This window comes from Streptomyces griseus subsp. griseus, assembly GCF_003610995.1.
GTDB lineage: Bacteria > Actinomycetota > Actinomycetes > Streptomycetales > Streptomycetaceae > Streptomyces.
This window is the reverse complement of sequence record NZ_CP032543.1, coordinates 958,403-977,795: the sequence shown is the minus strand read 5'-3', so window position 1 is coordinate 977,795 and position 19,393 is coordinate 958,403. Positions and strand designations below refer to the sequence as shown.

Annotated in this window: 16 protein-coding genes; 15 read left to right on the top strand and 1 reads right to left on the bottom strand. The window is 71.6% G+C overall.

Annotated elements, in window-relative coordinates; all coding sequences use genetic code 11:
* Window position 1 precedes the first annotated feature (1 nt).
* The 12 genes from D6270_RS04450 (at window position 2) to D6270_RS04395 (ending at window position 14,933) form a co-directional block, all read left to right on the top strand.
* Window positions 2-1,291 carry a dihydroorotase gene (locus D6270_RS04450; RefSeq protein ID WP_109166633.1) on the top strand — a complete coding sequence of 430 codons (1,290 nt, stop codon included), beginning with the start codon at window positions 2-4 and terminating at the stop codon, window positions 1,289-1,291.
* Window positions 1,288-1,869: a PH-like domain-containing protein gene (locus D6270_RS04445; protein WP_109166634.1), complete on the top strand. Its 582-nt coding sequence runs from the start codon at window positions 1,288-1,290 to the stop codon at window positions 1,867-1,869. The genes D6270_RS04450 and D6270_RS04445 overlap by 4 nt, the downstream gene beginning before the upstream one ends.
* Window positions 1,866-3,005, top strand: a complete 1,140-nt coding sequence (carA, locus tag D6270_RS04440; RefSeq protein WP_109166635.1) for a glutamine-hydrolyzing carbamoyl-phosphate synthase small subunit — start codon at window positions 1,866-1,868, stop codon at window positions 3,003-3,005. The genes D6270_RS04445 and carA overlap by 4 nt, the downstream gene beginning before the upstream one ends.
* Window positions 2,998-6,306, top strand: a complete 3,309-nt coding sequence (gene carB / locus D6270_RS04435; protein WP_109166636.1) for a carbamoyl-phosphate synthase large subunit — start codon at window positions 2,998-3,000, stop codon at window positions 6,304-6,306. The genes carA and carB overlap by 8 nt, the downstream gene beginning before the upstream one ends.
* Window positions 6,307-6,363: 57 nt before the next feature.
* Window positions 6,364-7,476, top strand: coding sequence for a quinone-dependent dihydroorotate dehydrogenase (locus D6270_RS04430; RefSeq protein WP_109166637.1), 1,113 nt, complete (start codon window positions 6,364-6,366; stop codon window positions 7,474-7,476).
* Window positions 7,473-8,312: an orotidine-5'-phosphate decarboxylase gene (pyrF, locus tag D6270_RS04425; RefSeq protein ID WP_109166638.1), complete on the top strand. Its 840-nt coding sequence runs from the start codon at window positions 7,473-7,475 to the stop codon at window positions 8,310-8,312. The genes D6270_RS04430 and pyrF overlap by 4 nt, the downstream gene beginning before the upstream one ends.
* 244 nt (window positions 8,313-8,556) lie before the next feature.
* The gene (locus D6270_RS04420; protein ID WP_014157387.1) at window positions 8,557-8,880 is read left to right on the top strand and encodes an integration host factor; all 324 of its coding nucleotides are present in this window, start codon (window positions 8,557-8,559) and stop codon (window positions 8,878-8,880) included.
* 50 nt (window positions 8,881-8,930) lie between these two features.
* Window positions 8,931-9,524: a guanylate kinase gene (gene gmk, locus D6270_RS04415; protein ID WP_109166639.1), complete on the top strand. Its 594-nt coding sequence runs from the start codon at window positions 8,931-8,933 to the stop codon at window positions 9,522-9,524.
* 43 nt (window positions 9,525-9,567) lie between these two features.
* The gene (rpoZ, locus tag D6270_RS04410) at window positions 9,568-9,840 is read left to right on the top strand and encodes a DNA-directed RNA polymerase subunit omega (protein WP_015607348.1); all 273 of its coding nucleotides are present in this window, start codon (window positions 9,568-9,570) and stop codon (window positions 9,838-9,840) included.
* Between the two features lie 144 nt (window positions 9,841-9,984).
* Window positions 9,985-11,193 carry a bifunctional phosphopantothenoylcysteine decarboxylase/phosphopantothenate--cysteine ligase CoaBC gene (coaBC, locus tag D6270_RS04405; RefSeq protein WP_109166640.1) on the top strand — a complete coding sequence of 403 codons (1,209 nt, stop codon included), beginning with the start codon at window positions 9,985-9,987 and terminating at the stop codon, window positions 11,191-11,193.
* Between the two features lie 235 nt (window positions 11,194-11,428).
* Window positions 11,429-12,637 carry a methionine adenosyltransferase gene (gene metK, locus D6270_RS04400; RefSeq protein ID WP_109166641.1) on the top strand — a complete coding sequence of 403 codons (1,209 nt, stop codon included), beginning with the start codon at window positions 11,429-11,431 and terminating at the stop codon, window positions 12,635-12,637.
* 151 nt (window positions 12,638-12,788) lie between these two features.
* Window positions 12,789-14,933, top strand: a complete 2,145-nt coding sequence (locus D6270_RS04395) for a primosomal protein N' (protein ID WP_109166642.1) — start codon at window positions 12,789-12,791, stop codon at window positions 14,931-14,933.
* 66 nt (window positions 14,934-14,999) lie between these two features.
* Here the strand turns inward: D6270_RS04395 and D6270_RS04390 are convergent, their stop codons facing one another.
* A complete protein-coding gene (locus D6270_RS04390; protein ID WP_109166643.1) occupies window positions 15,000-15,566 on the bottom strand; it encodes a hypothetical protein in 567 nt (188 codons plus the stop codon).
* Between the two features lie 350 nt (window positions 15,567-15,916).
* On the opposite strand from D6270_RS04390, the gene fmt reads away from it, so the two are divergent.
* The 3 genes from fmt (at window position 15,917) to rpe (ending at window position 19,268) form a co-directional block, all read left to right on the top strand.
* Window positions 15,917-16,849: a methionyl-tRNA formyltransferase gene (gene fmt / locus D6270_RS04385; RefSeq protein ID WP_109166644.1), complete on the top strand. Its 933-nt coding sequence runs from the start codon at window positions 15,917-15,919 to the stop codon at window positions 16,847-16,849.
* Between the two features lie 153 nt (window positions 16,850-17,002).
* Complete coding sequence (locus D6270_RS04380) at window positions 17,003-18,436, top strand: RsmB/NOP family class I SAM-dependent RNA methyltransferase (RefSeq protein WP_109166645.1); 1,434 nt, start codon at window positions 17,003-17,005, stop codon at window positions 18,434-18,436.
* Window positions 18,437-18,584: 148 nt separating this feature from the next.
* The gene (rpe, locus tag D6270_RS04375; protein ID WP_109166646.1) at window positions 18,585-19,268 is read left to right on the top strand and encodes a ribulose-phosphate 3-epimerase; all 684 of its coding nucleotides are present in this window, start codon (window positions 18,585-18,587) and stop codon (window positions 19,266-19,268) included.
* Window positions 19,269-19,393 lie beyond the last annotated feature (125 nt).

Below are 19,393 nucleotides of genomic sequence, written 5' to 3'. Positions count from 1 at the left end.
CATGAGCAAGATCCTTATCCGCGGTGCGCGGATCCTCGGCGGCGAGCCGCAGGACGTGCTGATCGACGGCGAGACCGTCGCCGAGGTGGGCACCGGCATCGAAGCCCCCGACGGCGTCACCGTCGTCGAGGCGGCCGGCCAGATCCTGCTGCCCGGCCTCGTCGACCTCCACACCCACCTGCGCGAGCCCGGCCGCGAGGACTCCGAGACCGTCCTCACCGGCACCCGGGCAGCGGCGGCGGGCGGCTTCACCGCCGTCCACGCCATGGCCAACACCTTCCCCGTCGCCGACACCGCCGGAGTCGTGGAGCAGGTGTGGCGCCTGGGCAAGGAGTCCGGCTACTGCGACGTCCAGCCCGTCGGCGCCGTCACCGTCGGTCTGGAGGGCAAGCAGCTCGCCGAGCTCGGCGCGATGCACGACTCGGCCGCAGGGGTGAAGGTCTTCTCCGACGACGGCAAGTGCGTCGACGACGCGGTGATCATGCGCCGCGCCCTGGAGTACGTGAAGGCCTTCGACGGCGTCGTCGCCCAGCACGCCCAGGAGCCGCGCCTCACCGAGGGCGCCCAGATGAACGAGGGCATCGTCTCCGCCGAGCTCGGCCTCGGCGGCTGGCCCGCCGTCGCCGAGGAGTCGATCATCGCCCGCGATGTCCTCCTCGCCGCCCACGTCGGCTCCCGGGTCCACATCTGCCACCTCTCCACCGCCGGTTCGGTGGAGATCGTCCGCTGGGCCAAGTCCAAGGGCTGGAACGTCACGGCGGAGGTCACCCCGCACCACCTCCTCCTCACCGACGAGCTGGTCCGCTCCTACAACCCGGTCTACAAGGTGAACCCGCCGCTGCGCACCGAGGCCGACGTCATGGCCCTGCGCGAGGCGCTCGCCGACGGCACCATCGACTGCGTCGCCACCGACCACGCCCCGCACCCGCACGAGGACAAGGACTGCGAGTGGGCGGCGGCCGCCATGGGCATGGTGGGCCTGGAGACCGCGCTCTCCGTCGTCCAGCAGACGATGGTGGACACCGGCCTGATCGACTGGGCGGGCGTCGCCGACCGCATGTCGTTCCGCCCCGCGGCCATCGGCCGCCTCGAAGGACACGGCCGTCCCGTCTCGGCGGGTGAGCCCGCCAACCTCACGCTGGTCGATCCGGCATACCGTGGAGCCGTGGACCCCGCGGGCTTCGCGTCCCGCAGCCGAAACACCCCCTACGAGGGGCGTGAGCTGCCGGGCCGCGTCACCCATACCTTCCTGCGGGGCCGTGCCACGGTCGTCGACGGGAAGCTCGCGTGACAACACTGACCCCCCTGTACCTCCTGGCCGCCGAGCAGAAGTCGGCGGAAGTGACGGACTGGTCCGCCCGCATCGCCTGGGTGGTCGGCCTGCTGGTCTTCATCGGCCTCGTCTACTGGCTGATGCGCCAGGGCTGGAAGTGGCGCGGAACCCTCCAGTCCGACCTGCCCGAGCTCGCGGCCGCCCCCGAGGGCTTCGCCGACGACGAGGTGCTCCTGACGCTCACCGGGCGCTACCACGCCTCCACCACCGCCGGGCAGTGGCTGGACCGCATCGTCGCCCACGGCCTCGGCACCCGCAGCCGCACCGAGCTCACGCTCACCGCACGCGGCCTGAACGTCGTACGCCCCGGCGCCGAAGACTTCTTCATCCGGGCCGAGGCCCTGCGCGAGGCCCGCCTCGACAAGGCGCTCGCAGGCAAGGTCCTCCCCGAGGGCGGCCTGCTGATCATCACCTGGGCGCACGGCGAGACCCGGATCGACTCCGGCTTCCGCTCCGACCACGCGGCCGAGCACCAGGCCTGGGTCGACGCCGTCAACCATCTCACCAGCACCACTACGGAAGGCACCGCACGATGACGATCTCCACCCGGGGGGCCCAGGCTCCCGCCGTCCTTGTCCTGGAGGACGGCCGTGCGTTTCACGGTCGTGCTTACGGGGCCGTGGGGGAGACCTTCGGTGAGGCCGTGTTCTCGACCGGGATGACCGGTTACCAGGAGACGCTGACGGATCCGTCGTATCACCGTCAGGTGGTGGTGATGACGGCCCCGCACATCGGGAACACCGGTGTGAACGACGAGGACCCGGAGTCGGCCCGGATCTGGGTGTCGGGTTACGTCGTCCGTGACCCTGCGCGGAAGGCGTCCAACTGGCGCTCGCAGCGGTCGTTGGACGAGGAGCTGGTGGCGCAGGGCGTCGTCGGGATCAGCGGTGTCGACACCCGCGCCCTCACCCGTCACCTGCGGGAACGCGGTGCGATGCGGGTCGGGATCTTCTCCGGCAACGCGCTCCAGGACGAGGGCACGCTGCTGGCGAAGGTGCGTCAGGCCCCCGAGATGACCGGCGCGGATCTCTCCGCCGAGGTGGCCACCAAGGAGACGTACGTCGTTCCCGCGATCGGGACGAAGAAGTTCACCGTCGCGGCGGTCGACCTCGGCATCAAGGGCATGACCCCGCACCGGATGGCGGAGCGGGGCATCGAGGTGCACGTCCTGCCCGCGACCGCGACGCTGGAGGAGGTGTACGCGGTCAGCCCGGACGGCGTCTTCTTCTCCAACGGCCCTGGTGACCCGTCCACCGCCGACCATCCGGTCTCCCTCATGCGGGGTGTTCTGGAGCGCTCCACTCCGCTGTTCGGGATCTGCTTCGGCAACCAGATCCTCGGCCGGGCCCTGGGCTTCGGCACGTACAAGCTGAAGTACGGCCACCGTGGGATCAACCAGCCGGTGCAGGACCGCACGACCGGCAAGGTCGAGGTCACCGCGCACAACCACGGCTTCGCCGTCGACGCGCCCCTGGACCGGATCTCCGACACGGAGTTCGGCCGCGCCGAGGTCTCCCACGTCTGCCTGAACGACCAGGTGGTCGAGGGCCTCCAACTGCTGGACCGGCCCGCCTTCAGTGTCCAGTACCACCCCGAGGCGGCCGCCGGCCCGCACGACGCCGCCTACCTGTTCGACCGTTTCGTCTCTCTGATGGAGGGCCAGCGTGCCTAAGCGCTCCGATATCCAGTCCGTCCTGGTCATCGGCTCGGGTCCGATCGTCATCGGCCAGGCCGCCGAGTTCGACTACTCCGGTACCCAGGCGTGCCGGGTGCTGAAGGCGGAGGGGCTGCGGGTCATCCTGGTCAACTCCAACCCGGCCACGATCATGACCGACCCCGAGATCGCGGATGCCACGTATGTGGAGCCGATCACACCGGAGTTCGTCGAGAAGATCATCGCGAAGGAGCGCCCCGACGCGCTCCTGCCGACCCTCGGCGGCCAGACCGCACTCAACACCGCGATCTCCATGCATGAGCAGGGCGTCCTGGAGAAGTACGGCGTCGAGCTCATCGGTGCCAACGTCGAGGCGATCAACAAGGGCGAGGACCGCGACCTGTTCAAGGGCGTCGTCGAGGCCGTGAAGGCGAAGATCGGCTACGGCGAGTCCGCCCGGTCCGTGATCTGCCACTCCATGGACGACGTCATCGCCGGCGTCGACACCCTCGGCGGCTACCCCGTCGTCGTCCGTCCCTCCTTCACCATGGGGGGCGCCGGCTCCGGCTTCGCCCACAACGAGGAGGAACTGCGCCGCATCGCCGGCCAGGGCCTCACGCTCTCCCCGACCACCGAGGTGCTCCTGGAGGAGTCCATCCTCGGCTGGAAGGAGTACGAGCTGGAGCTGATGCGCGACAAGAACGACAACGTCGTGGTCGTCTGCTCCATCGAGAACTTCGACCCGATGGGCGTCCACACCGGCGACTCCATCACCGTCGCCCCCGCCATGACGCTGACCGACCGCGAGTACCAGCGGCTGCGCGATGTCGGCATCGCGATCATCCGCGAGGTGGGCGTCGACACCGGCGGCTGCAACATCCAGTTCGCCATCGACCCGGCCGACGGGCGGGTCATCGTGATCGAGATGAACCCCCGCGTCTCCCGCTCCTCGGCGCTGGCGTCGAAGGCGACCGGCTTCCCGATCGCCAAGATCGCCGCGAAGCTGGCTGTGGGCTACACGCTGGACGAGATCCCGAACGACATCACCGAGAAGACCCCGGCGTCGTTCGAGCCGACCCTCGACTATGTGGTGGTGAAGGCGCCGCGGTTCGCGTTCGAGAAGTTCCCCTCCGCCGACTCCACCCTCACCACCACGATGAAGTCGGTGGGCGAGGCGATGGCGATCGGCCGGAACTTCACCGAGGCGCTCCAGAAGGCGCTGCGCTCGCTGGAGAAGAAGGGCTCGCAGTTCGCCTTCACCGGTCCGGTGGGGGACAAGGCGGAGCTTCTCGCGGAAGCGGTACGGCCGACCGACGGCCGCATCAACACCGTCATGCAGGCGATCCGTGCCGGAGCCACCCAGGAGGAGGTCTTCGACTCGACGAAGATCGACCCGTGGTTCGTGGACCAGCTGTTCCTGATCAAGGAGTACGCGGACGAGCTGGCCGGTGCGGACAAGCTGGAGCCCGAGTTGCTGGCCGATGCGAAGCGCCACGGGTTCTCCGACGCCCAGATCGGCGAGATCCGCGGCCTGCGCGAGGACGTCGTCCGCGAGGTCCGCCACGCGCTGGGGATCCGGCCGGTCTACAAGACGGTGGACACCTGCGCCGCCGAGTTCGCGGCGAAGACGCCGTACTTCTACTCCTCCTACGACGAGGAGTCCGAGGTCGCGAGCCGCACCAAGCCCGCCGTGATCATCCTCGGCTCCGGCCCCAACCGCATCGGCCAGGGCATCGAGTTCGACTACTCCTGCGTCCACGCCTCCTTCGCCCTGTCCGACGCCGGGTACGAGACCGTGATGGTCAACTGCAACCCCGAGACCGTCTCCACGGACTACGACACCTCCGACCGGCTGTACTTCGAGCCGCTCACCCTGGAGGACGTGCTGGAGATCGTCCACGCCGAGTCCCTCGCCGGACCCATCGCCGGCGTCATCGTCCAGCTCGGCGGCCAGACCCCCCTGGGCCTGGCCCAGGCGCTGAAGGACAACGGCGTCCCCGTGGTCGGTACGTCCCCGGAGGCGATCCACGCCGCCGAGGACCGGGGCGCCTTCGGCCAGGTCCTCGCCGAGGCCGGACTCCCCGCACCCAAGCACGGCACCGCGACCACCTTCGCCGGGGCCAAGGCGATCGCCGACGAGATCGGCTACCCCGTCCTCGTACGCCCCTCCTACGTCCTCGGCGGGCGGGGGATGGAGATCGTGTACGACGAGACGCGCCTGGAGTCGTACATCGCCGAGTCCACCGAGATCAGCCCGACCCGGCCGGTGCTGGTGGACCGGTTCCTCGACGACGCGATCGAGATCGACGTCGACGCGCTGTACGACGGCCGTGAGCTGTACCTCGGCGGCGTCATGGAACACATCGAGGAAGCCGGTATCCACTCCGGCGACTCCGCCTGCGCCCTGCCCCCGATCACGCTGGGCGGGTTCGACATCAAGCGGCTGCGCGCCTCCACCGAGGCCATCGCGCGCGGTGTCGGGGTGCGCGGGCTGATCAACATCCAGTTCGCACTGTCCGGAGACATCCTCTACGTCCTGGAGGCCAACCCCCGCGCCTCCCGTACGGTCCCCTTCACCTCCAAGGCCACCGCCGTCCCGCTCGCCAAGGCCGCCGCGCGCATCTCGCTCGGCTCCACCGTCGCCGAGCTGCGCACCGAGGGCCTCCTGCCGAAGACGGGTGACGGGGGGACGCTGCCGCTGGACGCGCCGATCTCCGTCAAGGAAGCCGTCATGCCGTGGTCCCGCTTCCGGGACATCCACGGTCGTGGCGTCGACACGGTCCTCGGTCCGGAGATGCGCTCCACCGGCGAGGTCATGGGCATCGACTCCGTCTTCGGCACCGCGTACGCCAAGTCGCAGGCCGGGGCCTACGGGCCGCTGCCCACGTCCGGGCGGGCGTTCATCTCGGTGGCGAACCGGGACAAGCGGTCGATGATCTTCCCGGCCCGTGAGCTGGTCGCGCACGGGTTCGAGCTGATGGCCACCTCCGGCACGGCCGAGGTCCTCAAGCGCAACGGGATCAACGCCACGATCGTGCGCAAGCAGTCCGAAGGGGAGGGGCCGAACGGTGAGAAGACGATCGTCCAGCACATCCACGACGGCGAGGTCGATCTCATCGTCAACACCCCCTACGGCACCGGCGGCCGCCTCGACGGCTACGAGATCCGCACCGCCGCCGTCGCCCGGTCCGTCCCCTGCCTGACCACCGTCCAGGCACTCGCCGCGGCCGTCCAGGGCATCGACGCCCTCAACGGCGGCGACGTCGGCGTCCGCTCCCTCCAGGAACACGCCGAGCATCTGACGGCGACGCGCGACTAGCAGCCCAGCAGGGGGACACCGGAAACGGTGTCCCCCTCTCTGTGAGGACACCCCTTCATGTACAAGTTCTTCTTCCGGCTGGTCTTCAAGCGGATGGACCCCGAGCAGGCCCACTACACCGCCTTCCGCTGGATCCGCCTCGCCGCCCGCATCCCCGTCCTGCGCACCTTCGTCGCCGCCGCTCTCGCGCCCCGCTACAAGGAGCTGCGCACCGAGGCGCTCGGCCTGCGGATGCCTGGTCCCTTCGGGCTGGCCGCAGGCTTCGACAAGAACGCCGTGGCGATCGACGGCATGGCGATGCTCGGCTTCGACCACATCGAGATCGGTACCGTCACCGGTGAACCGCAGCCCGGCAACCCGAAGCAGCGGCTCTTCCGCCTCGTCCCGGACCGTGCGCTGATCAACCGCATGGGCTTCAACAACGAGGGCTCCGCCGCCGTGGCCGCCCGTCTCGCCTCCCGCAACCCGGTCTTCCGCACCACGGTCGGCGTCAACATCGGCAAGACCAAGGTCGTCCCGGAGGCCGAGGCCGCCGCCGACTACGTGAAGTCCACCGAGGCCCTGGCCGCCCACGCGGACTACCTGGTCGTCAACGTCTCCTCGCCCAACACCCCGGGTCTCCGCAACCTCCAGGCCACCGAGTCGCTGCGCCCTCTGCTGACCGCCGTCCGCGAGGCGGCCGACCGCACCGTCACCGACCGGCGCGTACCGCTGCTCGTCAAGATCGCGCCGGACCTCGCGGACGAGGACGTGGACGCCGTCGCCGACCTCGCCGTGGAGCTGGGTCTCGACGGGATCATCGCGACCAACACCACCATCGCCCGCGACGGACTCGGCCTGAAGTCCGCCCGCGAACTGGTGGGCGAGACCGGTGGCCTTTCCGGCGCACCCCTCAAGGAGCGCTCCCTGGCGGTCCTGAGCCGTCTGTACGCCCGTGTCGGGACCCGCATCACCCTGGTGGGTGTCGGGGGCGTCGAGAGCGCCGAGGACGCCTGGCAGCGCATCCTGGCCGGTGCCACCCTCGTACAGGGTTACAGCGCCTTCGTCTACGAGGGTCCTTTTTACGCACGCGCGATCCATAAGGGCCTCGCCGCCCGGCTCGCCGCGTCTCCCTACGCCACCCTCGCCGAGGCCGTCGGCGCCGAGACCCGGAAGAAGGCCGCCCTGTGACCCCCGAACCCTTCGGCGCGCGGCTGCGCCGTGCCATGGACACCCGCGGGCCGCTCTGCGTCGGCATCGATCCGCACGCCTCCCTGCTCACCTCCTGGGGGCTGAACGACGACATCGCGGGCCTTGAGCGCTTCACCCGGACCGTGGTGGAGGCGCTGGCCGACCGGGTCGCCGTCCTCAAGCCGCAGTCGGCGTTCTTCGAGCGGTTCGGCTCGCGGGGCGTCGCCGTACTGGAGAAGGCCGTCGAGGAAGCGCGGGCCGCCGGTGCGCTGGTGCTGATGGATGCCAAGCGCGGTGACATCGGCTCCACCATGGGCGCCTACGCGGCGACCTACCTGGACAAGGACTCCCCGCTCTTCTCCGACGCGGTCACCGTCTCCCCGTACCTCGGGTTCGGCTCGCTGCGCCCGGCCCTGGACGCGGCCGCCGTCTCCGGTGCCGGCGTCTTCGTCCTCGCCCTCACCTCCAACCCGGAGGGTGCCGAGGTCCAGCGCGCCACCGCCGCCGACGGCCGCTCCCTGGCCCAGCTGATGCTGGACCACATGGCGGCGGAGAACGAGGGGGCCGCCCCGCTCGGCTCGGTCGGCGCGGTGGTCGGGGCGACGCTCGGCGACGCGGGGGTCAACCTGGCGATCAACGGACCGCTCCTCGCGCCCGGCATCGGTGCCCAGGGGGCGACCCCGGCGGATCTTCCGGCGGTCTTCGGCGACGCGGTCGGCAACGTCGTGCCCAGCGTGAGCCGGGGCGTGCTGCGCCACGGTCCGGACGCGTCAGGGCTGCGCGAAGCGGCCGGACGGTTCGCGGACGAGGTCCGCGGCGCCGTCTCCGGCAGTTGACCCTGGCACGTTTACCGGCTGCTGACGAGTTACTGACCGGAAACCCGGTGGTTATGCGGCAAATGTCCTGGTCGGCCAAGGCTGACCAGGACTTTTCGTCTGTTCTCGCTGACTACAGCGGCCTTGGCCGCTAGTCTCCGTCCAGAGCAGCCGAGCACAGTGTGTTCGTCGCTCACCTGGTGGAGGGCGTCCAGCTTCCCCACCGGTCCGTATCCGACAGATCGACATCCGAGGTGACGTAGGCGTGGCTCTTCCGCCCCTTACCCCTGAACAGCGCGCAGCCGCGCTCGAAAAGGCCGCCGCGGCTCGCCGGGAGCGGGCCGAGGTCAAGAATCGACTCAAGCACTCCGGCGCCTCCCTCCACGAGGTCATCAAGCAGGGCCAGGAGAACGACGTCATCGGGAAGATGAAGGTCTCCGCCCTCCTGGAGTCCCTGCCCGGCGTCGGCAAGGTCCGCGCCAAGCAGATCATGGAGCGTCTCGGCATCTCCGAAAGCCGCCGGGTCCGGGGGCTCGGCTCCAACCAGATCGCGTCCCTGGAGCGTGAGTTCGGCGGCAGCGCCGCCTGACGTCCCGCCCGGCGTTCTCAGGCACCCCTGGGAACCTGGATAATCGCTCCATGGCTGCAACAACCCGGGGGACGTCCCCCGTACCCCCGGACGTACGTCCGCGGCTGACCGTGCTCTCCGGCCCCTCAGGGGTCGGCAAGAGCACGGTCGTCGCTCATATGCGCACCGTGCACCCCGAGGTCTGGCTCTCCGTGTCGGCGACGACCCGCAAGCCCCGCCCCGGGGAGCGCAACGGTGTCCACTACTTCTTCGTGGACGACGAGGAGTTCGACAAGCTCGTCGCCAACGGTGAGCTGCTGGAGTGGGCCGAGTTCGCGGGCAACCGCTACGGCACACCGCGCCGCGCCGTACTGGACCGCCTGGAGGCGGGCGAGCCGGTCCTGCTGGAGATCGACCTCCAGGGCGCCCGGCTGGTCCGCCAGTCCATGGACGACGCGCGCCTGGTCTTCCTGGCCCCGCCGAGCTGGGAGGAGCTGGTGCGCCGGCTCACCGGCCGGGGCACCGAGGCGCCCGAGGTGATCGAGCGCCGGCTGACCGCGGCCAAGGTCGAACTGGCCGCCGAGGCCGAGTTCGATACGACGCTCGTCAACACCTCCGTCGAGGACGTGGCCCGTGAGCTGCTAACGTTGATGCTTCAGGCTTAGATCTCTTTGATCTTTGATCTTTACCCCCTTCGGAAGGCAGAGAGTGTCCTCTTCCATCACCACGCCCGAGGGCATCATCAACCCGCCGATTGATGAGCTCCTCGAGGCCACCGACTCGAAGTACAGCCTGGTCATCTACGCCGCCAAGCGCGCGCGTCAGATCAACGCGTACTACTCGCAGCTCGGCGAAGGTCTCCTTGAGTACGTCGGTCCGCTCGTCGACACCCACGTGCACGAGAAGCCGCTGTCGATCGCGCTCCGCGAGATCAACGCGGGCCTGCTGACCTCCGAGCCCATCGAGGGCCCCGCTCAGTAAGCAGGACAGCACCTCGCACCCCCATCAGGCCCGGCGGCCCGCCCGCCGGGCCTGAGGTGTGTCCGGGGCCGGGTGGCGGCGGGCTCCGTGCGGTGAGGCAGCATGGGAGCTACGTTCTTACGTTGCCGAGTGCGGGGAGACGCAGTGGACAAGCCGAAGGTCGTCCTGGGGGTCAGCGGGGGCATCGCCGCCTACAAGGCGTGCGAGCTGCTGCGCCGGCTGACCGAGTCCGGGCACGATGTACGGGTCGTCCCGACCGCCGCCTCGCTGCACTTCGTCGGCGCCGCCACCTGGTCCGCGCTCTCCGGCCACCCCGTCTCCGACCAGGTTTGGGACGATGTCCACGAGGTGCCCCACGTCCGGATCGGGCAGAGCGCCGACCTCGTCGTCGTCGCCCCGGCCACCGCCGACATGCTGGCCAAGGCCGCCCACGGGCTCGCCGACGACCTGCTCACCAACACGCTCCTGACCGCCCGCTGTCCGGTGGTCTTCGCCCCCGCCATGCACACCGAGATGTGGGAGCACCCGGCCACCCAGGAGAACGTGGCCACCCTGCGCCGCCGGGGCGCCGTCGTCATCGAGCCCGCCGTGGGGCGGCTCACCGGTGTCGACACCGGCAAGGGCCGGCTGCCCGATCCGGGCGAGATCTTCGAGGTCTGCCGCCGGGTGCTGGCCCGTGGGGTCACCGAGCCCGACCTCGCGGGCCGCCATGTGGTGATCAGCGCGGGCGGCACCCGCGAGCCCCTGGACCCGGTGCGCTATCTCGGCAACCGGTCCTCCGGCAAACAGGGGTACGCGCTGGCGCGCACCGCCGTGGCCCGGGGCGCCCGGGTCACCCTCATCGAGGCCAACACCGGGCTGCCCGACCCGGCCGGGGCCGATGTCGTACGGGTCGGCACGGCCGTCCAGCTGCGGGAGGCCGTCCTGAAGGCGGCCGCCGACGCGGACGTCGTCGTGATGGCGGCGGCCGTGGCCGACTTCCGGCCCGCCGAGTACGCCACGGGCAAGATCAAGAAGAAGGACGGCGAGGAGGCACCCGCCGTCACCCTGGTCCGCAACCCCGACATCCTGGCCGAGGTCGCCGCCGAGCGGGCCCGGCCGGGTCAGCTCGTGGTGGGGTTCGCCGCCGAGACCGACGACGTCCTCGCCAATGGCCGGGCCAAGCTCCGCCGCAAGGGATGCGATCTGCTCGTGGTCAACGAGGTGGGGGAGCGCAAGACCTTCGGCTCCGAGGAGAACGAGGCCGTTGTCCTCGGCTCCGACGGAACGGAGACCTCCGTGCCGTACGGACCCAAGGAAGCGCTTGCCGACACGGTCTGGAGCCTCGTTTCGGGAAGGTTCCAGGAGATGTGACAATCAACCTCCCGGGCGAGCCAGAGTGGTTCATAACGGGGTGAAACCATCGTTCGTGGCAGTGGATTATCCTTCAGGTGTCCGGTGTGTCACGGGCTGTCGCGCTCCAAAGGGCGAGACGCATGCCCCGCCCACTGGACGTGACCGATAAAGTGGTCCACGGTACGTGCCGAGCGCAGCTCTCGGGTGTACCACCCATGATCAGCCAGCAGCCGCTGCAACCCCAGGGAGCGATGTGTCCCGCCGTCTCTTCACCTCGGAATCTGTCACCGAGGGTCACCCCGACAAGATCGCTGACCAGATCAGCGACACGATCCTCGACGCGCTCCTGCGCGACGATCCCGCTTCGCGCGTCGCCGTCGAGACCTTGATCACCACCGGTCTGGTGCATGTCGCGGGCGAGGTCACGACCAAGGCCTACGCCGACATCCCCAACCTCGTGCGCAACAAGGTGCTGGAGATCGGCTACGACTCCTCCAAAAAGGGCTTCGACGGTGCCTCCTGTGGCGTCTCGGTCTCCATCGGCGCGCAGTCCCCGGACATCGCGCAGGGCGTCGACACCGCGTACGAGAAGCGGGTCGAGGGCGATGAGGACGAACTCGACAAGCAGGGCGCGGGCGACCAGGGCCTGATGTTCGGGTACGCCTGCGACGAGACCCCCGAGCTCATGCCGCTCCCGATCCACATCGCCCACCGCCTCTCGCGGCGCCTGTCCGAGGTGCGGAAGAACGGGACCATCCCCTACCTCCGCCCCGACGGCAAGACCCAGGTCACCATCGAGTACGACGGTGACAAGGCGGTCCGTCTGGACACCGTGGTCGTCTCCTCGCAGCACGCCAGCGACATCGACCTGGACTCGCTGCTCGCGCCCGACATCCGCGAGTTCGTCGTGGAGCACGTGCTCACGCAGCTCGTCGAGGACGGCATCAAGCTGGACACCGACGGCTACCGCCTGCTGGTGAACCCGACCGGCCGCTTCGAGATCGGCGGCCCGATGGGTGACGCCGGCCTCACCGGCCGCAAGATCATCATCGACACCTACGGCGGCATGGCCCGCCACGGTGGCGGCGCCTTCTCGGGCAAGGACCCGTCCAAGGTCGACCGCTCGGCGGCGTACGCGATGCGCTGGGTAGCCAAGAACGTAGTGGCCGCCGGGCTCGCCACCCGCTGCGAGGTCCAGGTCGCCTACGCGATCGGCAAGGCCGAGCCGGTCGGTCTCTTCGTCGAGACCTTCGGCACCGCCGCCATCGACACGGAGAAGATCGAGAACGCGATCGGTGAGGTCTTCGACCTCCGCCCGGCCGCGATCATCCGTGACCTCGACCTGCTCCGCCCGATCTACGCCCAGACCGCCGCGTACGGGCACTTCGGCCGCGAGCTCCCCGACTTCACCTGGGAGCGCACCGACCGCGTCGACGCCCTCCGCGCCGCCGCCGGTATCTAGCAGCACCGAAACAGCACCGAAGCATCACCGCAGAGCTCATGGCGGCGGGGCCCGGACACCGAACGTGGTGGCCGGGCCCCGCTGCTCTGCGTCCGGCCGCCGCTGTCGGTGCGGTCCGGGCCTGTCAGTGCCGTCTGGTAGGAATTTGGCTGTGAGCAGCGAGAACGAGCAGTCCGCCGAGCCCGGTGCCGGGGCGCCGGAGCAGCTTGCGCTGATCCGGGAGACCGTCCGCCAGGCCAAGGTGCCGCGCGCCAAACCGCGCACCTGGCGCGGCGCCCCGCTGGCCAAGGAGCTGCCCGTGGCCCGGGTGCTGGTCAACAAGGGCGTTCTCCACCTCGACCAGTTCTTCGACTACGCGGTCCCCGAGGAGCTGGACGCCGATGCCCAGCCGGGCGTTCGCGTACGGGTGCGGTTCGGCGCCGGGCGCCACAACGTGCAGGGCGGGCGGCGCGAGGGCGGCGGCCTGATCGACGGGTTCATCGTGGAGCGCCGCGCCGACTCCGACTACCAGGGCACGCTGGCCGCCCTCGCCTATGTGGTCTCCCCGGAGCCGGTGCTCGGGCCCGAGCTGCTGGCCCTCTCCCGCGCGGTGGCCGACCGGTACGCGGGCAGCCTCGCCGATGTCCTCCAGCTCGCCGTTCCGCCCCGCAACGGCCGCGCCGAGTCCAAGCCCTCCCCGGAGCCGCTGCCGCCGCCCCCGCCCCCGGAGCCGGGCACCTGGGAGCGGTACGGCCAGGGCCCCGCCTTCCTCCGCGCCCTGGCCGAGGGCGGTGCGCCCCGCGCGGTCTGGGCGGCGCTGCCCGGCCCTCACTGGCCCGCCGAGATCGCCCGCGCCGTCGCCGCCACGCTCTCCTCGGGGCGCGGCGCGCTCGTCGTCGTCCCGGACGGCCGGGTCGCCGCGCGGATCGACACCGCCCTGACCGAGGTGCTCGGTGCGGGCCGGCACGCCCTGCTCACCGCCGACTCCGGCCCCGAGAAGCGCTACCGGCAGTGGCTCGCGGTGCGCCGGGGCTCGGTGCGGGCGGTCGTCGGCACCCGCGCCGCCATGTTCGCCCCCGTCCGGGACCTCGGCCTGGTCGCCGTCTGGGACGACGGGGACTCCAGCCACAGCGACACCAACGCCCCCTTCCCGCACGTCCGCGAGGTCCTGGAGCTGCGGGCCGCCCAGGGCCGGTGCGCCTTCCTGCTCGGCGGGACGAGCTGCACGGTCGAGGCCGCTCAGCTGGTGGAGAGCGGCTGGGCGCTGCCCCTGCTCGCGGACCGGGAGCAGCTGCGCCGGGCCGCGCCCCTCATCCGTACGGTCGGCGACGGCGAGCTGGCCCGGGACGGCGCCGCCCGGTCCGCCCGGCTGCCCAGCCTCGCCTGGCAGACCGTGCGCGACGGCCTGCGCAGCGGCCCGGTGCTCGTCCAGGTGCCCCGCCGGGGTTACGCGCCCCGCCTCGCCTGCGAGCGCTGCCGCACCCCCGCCCGCTGCCGCCACTGCGCGGGCCCCCTGGAGGCCCCGGACCAGCAGGATCTGAACTGCGCCTGGTGCGGGCAGGCCGAGCGCGCCTGGCAGTGCGCGGAGTGCGGCTCGACCCGGCTGCGCGCCCAGATCGTCGGCGCCCGCCGCACCGCCGAGGAGCTGGGCCGCGCCTTCCCCGCCGTGCCCGTCCGTACGTCGGGGCGCGACCACATCCTCGACGCGGTCCCGGCCGCCCCCGCTCTGGTCGTCTCCACACCCGGCGCCGAGCCCGTCGCCGAGGGCGGCTATGCGGCGGCGCTGCTCCTGGACGGCTGGGCCATGCTCGGCAGGCCCGACCTGCGGGCGGGGGAGGAGGCGCTGCGCCGGTGGACGGCGGCGGGCGCACTCGTACGCGGGCAGGAGGAGGGCGGCACGGTGGTGATCGTCGCCAAGCCGACGCTACGTCCGGTGCAGGCGCTGGTCCGCTGGGACCCGGCCGGCTTCGCCCGGCGTGAGCTGGCGGACCGGGCCGAGCTGCGTTTCCCGCCGGTCTCCCGGATGGCGTCGGTGACCGGCCGCGCCGAGGCCCTGGCGTCTTTCCTCTCCACCGCCGAACTGCCGCCGGAGGCCGAGCTGCTGGGGCCGGTGCCGGTCCCGTCGGCCGAGCCGGGGCGCCCGCGCAGACCGTCGGACGCGCCCCCGGGCGAGAGTTGGGAGCGCATGTTGATCCGGGTGGTGCCCGGGCGCGGGGCGGCGCTCGCGGGCGCGCTCAAGACGGCGCAGGCGGCACGAACGGCCAAGGGCGGGGGAGAGCAGGTGCGGATCAGGATCGATCCGCCGGACATCGGGTGAGTGCCCGGGGGAGTGAGGGGCGGCGGGCCGGGGAGACCGCCGCTCCGGTTAACTACGGCCCTGCGGTCAGCCGTTGCGCGGGCCCGGGAAGACGCCGGGACGCAGCTCCTCACGGACCGGCTGCGAGCTCACCGACGGCTGCGGCGGCATGGAGCGGGCCGCGGGGACCGAGGGCACCGGGGCCATGGCCCCGCCGGAGGACGGTCCCGGCAGGCCGGGGCCCATGGGGACCGGGCGGGGTGCCGTCGTGTTCTCGGCGTTCGCCTCGGTGGCCGGCTGGGCGGCGGCCCGGCGCGTGCCGTAGCGGCGGTGCACCGCCTGCTTGGTGACCCCCAGGGCCGAGCCCACCGCGTCCCAGGAGAAGCCGAGTGAGCGGTCGAAGTCCACCGCCGCGGTGACCAGGGTCTCGACGCTGTCCCGCAGCTCCTGGGCGAGGCGGACGGTGGGGGCCGGGGCCCTGCCGTAGACGACGAAGCCCGCGGAGGGGCCGGAGCGGCGCGGGCGGTAGACGTTGCCCAGCTGGGCGGTGAGTGTGCGCAGCGCGTCCACCTGCCGCCGGACCCGCTCGATGTCCCGCACCAGGAGATGCAAGCTGGCCCGCGCTTGGGCGTCGTGGGTTGCGTGGTCGGCCATGAAGAAGCCTCTCGAACCGGCGTTGAAAGGGATCGGGCCGCATCGGGGCGGCCCGCTTCGGTCAATCTCCTTTGACCAACGCCCGAGCCGGGTGTGTGGTCACGCTATCGGGGCGTATGTGCATATGCACGGGGCGTGCGCGGCGCACGTGCGCCCCCCGACCGCCCGCTGGTCGTAGCAGCTGAGCGCCCTGATCTCCGGGCGGGCGGAAGCGGCTGAGCCCGCCGTGCGCCCCGGAGGCCACCCCCTAGACTGGTGTGCTGCTCGTCACCGTACGTCCTGGCCCCGCAGCGCCCGAGAGCCCGCAGGGGCCCGAGAGTCCGAGAAGCCCGAGAGGCAGTCAGCCACCCATGAAGCTCGTCTTCGCCGGCACCCCCGAGGTCGCCGTCCCCGCCCTGGACGCCCTGATCGCCTCCGACCGCCACGAGGTGGCCGCCGTCGTGACCCGTCCCGATGCCCCGGCCGGGCGCGGCCGCCGCCTGGTGGCCAGCCCGGTGGCCGAGCGGGCGGCGGAGGCCGGGATCGAGGTCCTCAAGCCGGCGAAGCCCCGGGACGAGGAGTTCCTCGCTCGGCTGCGGGAGATCGCGCCGGACTGCTGCCCGGTCGTCGCCTACGGGGCCCTGCTGCCCAAGGTGGCCCTGGACGTGCCCGCCCGCGGCTGGGTCAACCTGCACTTCTCGCTGCTGCCCGCCTGGCGCGGTGCCGCGCCCGTGCAGCACTCCGTGATCGCCGGGGACGAGGTGACCGGCGCCTCGACCTTCCTGATCGAGGAGGGGCTGGACTCCGGCCCGGTCTACGGGGTCCTCACCGAGGAGATCCGCCCCACCGACACCAGCGGCGACCTGCTCACCCGGCTCGCCTTCGCCGGTGCCGGGCTGCTCGCCGCCACCATGGACGGCATCGAGGACGGCACCCTGCACGCGGTGCCCCAGCCCCACGAGGGCGTCACCCTGGCCCCCAAGATCACCGTGGAGGACGCCCGGATCACCTGGTCGGCCCCCGCCCTCCGCGTCGACCGGGTGGTACGCGGCTGCACCCCGGCGCCCGGCGCCTGGACCGTGTTCCGGGGCGAACGGCTCAAGCTCATCCAGGCGACGCCCGTGCTGGACCGCACCGATCTGGCGCCCGGCGAGCTGTCGGCGGCGAAGAACAACGTCTACGTGGGCACCGGCTCGCACGCCGTCGAACTGCTCTGGGTCCAGCCGCAGGGCAAGAAGCCGATGAAGGCCGCCGACTGGGCGCGCGGCGTCCGGATCGTCCACGGCGAGCTGCTGGGGTCGTAGGGCCTCCCGTAGGAGGGGGCCGGAGAATCTGCGTACGGGGGCACCGTGGAGCTCCTGTGCGAGAAGGCGTCGAACCTCCCGTACGGGAGCCCGGGGGCGGCGACGTACGCTGGGAGGGTTCGACCCCCTCACCCTCTGCGGAGCACCTTTCACGTGAACGACCAGCCGCGTCGCCGTCCCGCCAAGCCCCACCGCCGCCCTCAGAAGGACCCCGTCCGCTTCCTCGCCTTCGAGGCGCTGCGGGCCGTCGACGAGCGGGACGCGTACGCCAACCTCGTGCTGCCCCCGCTGCTGAAGAAGGCCCGCGCCAAGGGCGACTTCGACGGGCGGGACGCGGCGCTGGCGACCGAGCTGGTCTACGGGACGCTGCGCCGCCAGGGCACGTACGACGCGATCGTCGCGGCCTGTATCGACCGGCCGCTCCGCGAGGTCGACCCGCCGGTCCTCGACGTACTGAACATGGGTGTCCACCAGCTGCTGGGCACCCGCATCCCCACCCACGCGGCCGTCTCCGCCAGTGTGGAGCTGGCCCGGGTGGTGCTGGGCGAGGGGCGGGCGAAGTTCGTCAACGCGGTGCTGCGCAAGGTCACCGCCCACGACCTGGACGGCTGGGTGGAGAAGGTCGCGCCCTCCTACGAGCAGGACGCCGAGGACCACCTCTCCATCGTCCACTCGCACCCGCGCTGGATCGTCTCGGCGCTCTGGGACGCCCTCGGCGGCGGCCGGGCCGGGATCGAGGACCTGCTGGAGGCCGACAACGAGCGGCCCGAGGTGACGCTGGTGGCCCGCCCAGGACGCTCCACCACCGACGAGCTGGTCACGGCGCTCGGCGACGAGAACGCGCTGCCGGGCCGCTGGTCGCCGTACGCCGTGCGGATGGCCGAGGGTGGCGAGCCCGGTGCGCTCACGGCGGTCCAGGAGGGCCGGGCGGGCGTCCAGGACGAGGGGAGCCAGCTGGTGGCCGCCGCGCTCGCCGCCGCCCCCGTGGAGGGCCGGGACACCCGCTGGCTGGACGGGTGCGCCGGTCCCGGCGGGAAGGCCGCCCTGCTGGCCGCCCTCGCCGCCGGCCGGGGCGCGACCCTGCTCGCCGCCGAGAAGCAGCCGCACCGGGCCCGGCTGGTGGAGCGGGCGCTCGCCGGCAACCCGGGTCCGTACCAGGTGGTCACCGCCGACGGCACCCGTCCGCCGTGGCTGCCCGGCACCTTCGACCGCATCCTGATGGACGTGCCGTGCTCCGGCCTGGGTGCGCTGCGCCGCCGTCCGGAGGCCCGCTGGCGGCGTCGCGCCGAGGACCTGGAGAGCTTCGCGCCGCTCCAACGCGGGCTGCTGCGCGAGGCGTTGAAGGCCGTACGGGTCGGTGGCGTCGTCGGCTACGCGACCTGCTCGCCGCATCTCGCGGAGACCCGGGTGGTCGTCGAGGACGTGCTGAAGGGGCGCGGCGGTGAGCCGGTGGCGGCCGAGTGGGTCGACGCCCGGCCGCTGATGCCGGGGGTGCCCGCGCTCGGGGACGGGCCCGATGTCCAGCTGTGGCCGCATCTCCACGGGACGGATGCCATGTATCTCGCTCTGCTGCGCCGAACCGGCTGAATACCGCCCCGTCAGCGGGCTGTCCCGGACGGCAAAGGAAAAGTAAAGCACAGGCAAAATGCGCAGAATGTGCGAACTGTGATGGCCGGCTGAGCCTTTGGCGACCGCCGAGGCGAGCAACCGGCCCGGAACGTGGCAGGCTTGGGTCATGGCGCAGATCAACCCCAGCATCCTGTCCGCCGATTTCGCGCGTCTCGCCGAGGAGGCGAAGGCCGTCGAAGGCGCGGACTGGCTCCACGTCGACGTGATGGACAACCACTTCGTGCCCAACCTGACCCTCGGCGTGCCGATCGTCGAGGCGCTCGGCAAGGCCACGGACACCCCGCTGGACTGCCACCTCATGATCGAGGACCCCGACCGCTGGGCCCCCCAGTACGCGGAGGCGGGCGCCGGTTCGGTCACCTTCCATGTGGAAGCCGCGGCGGCGCCGGTCCGCCTCGCTCGGGAGATCCGGGCGAAGGGGGCCCGGGCGTCCATGGCGCTCAAGCCCGCGACGCCGATCGAACCGTACGAGGACCTCCTCCCCGAACTCGACATGCTGCTGATCATGACGGTGGAGCCGGGCTTCGGCGGCCAGGCCTTCCTGGACATCATGCTGCCGAAGATCCGCCGCACCCGGGAGCTGATCGGCAAGCACGGCCTCGACCTCTGGCTCCAGGTCGACGGCGGGGTCTCCGCCTCCACGATCGAACGCTGCGCCGAGGCGGGCGCCGATGTCTTCGTCGCGGGATCCGCCGTCTACGGGGCCGAGGACCCGGCCGCGGCGGTGCGGGGTCTGCGGGCCCAGGCGGAGGCGGTCACGGCCGCCGCGCCCTGGGCGTGCGGCCACTGAACAAAGGGCAGATGAACGCGGCCCGACGGGGCCGATCAAGGATCGCCGGATCTGACAGGATGACGGCGTATCGGGCGTGTGAACAGCAGTGAGGAGATCGCGGTGTCTGGCATCTCGGCGGGTCG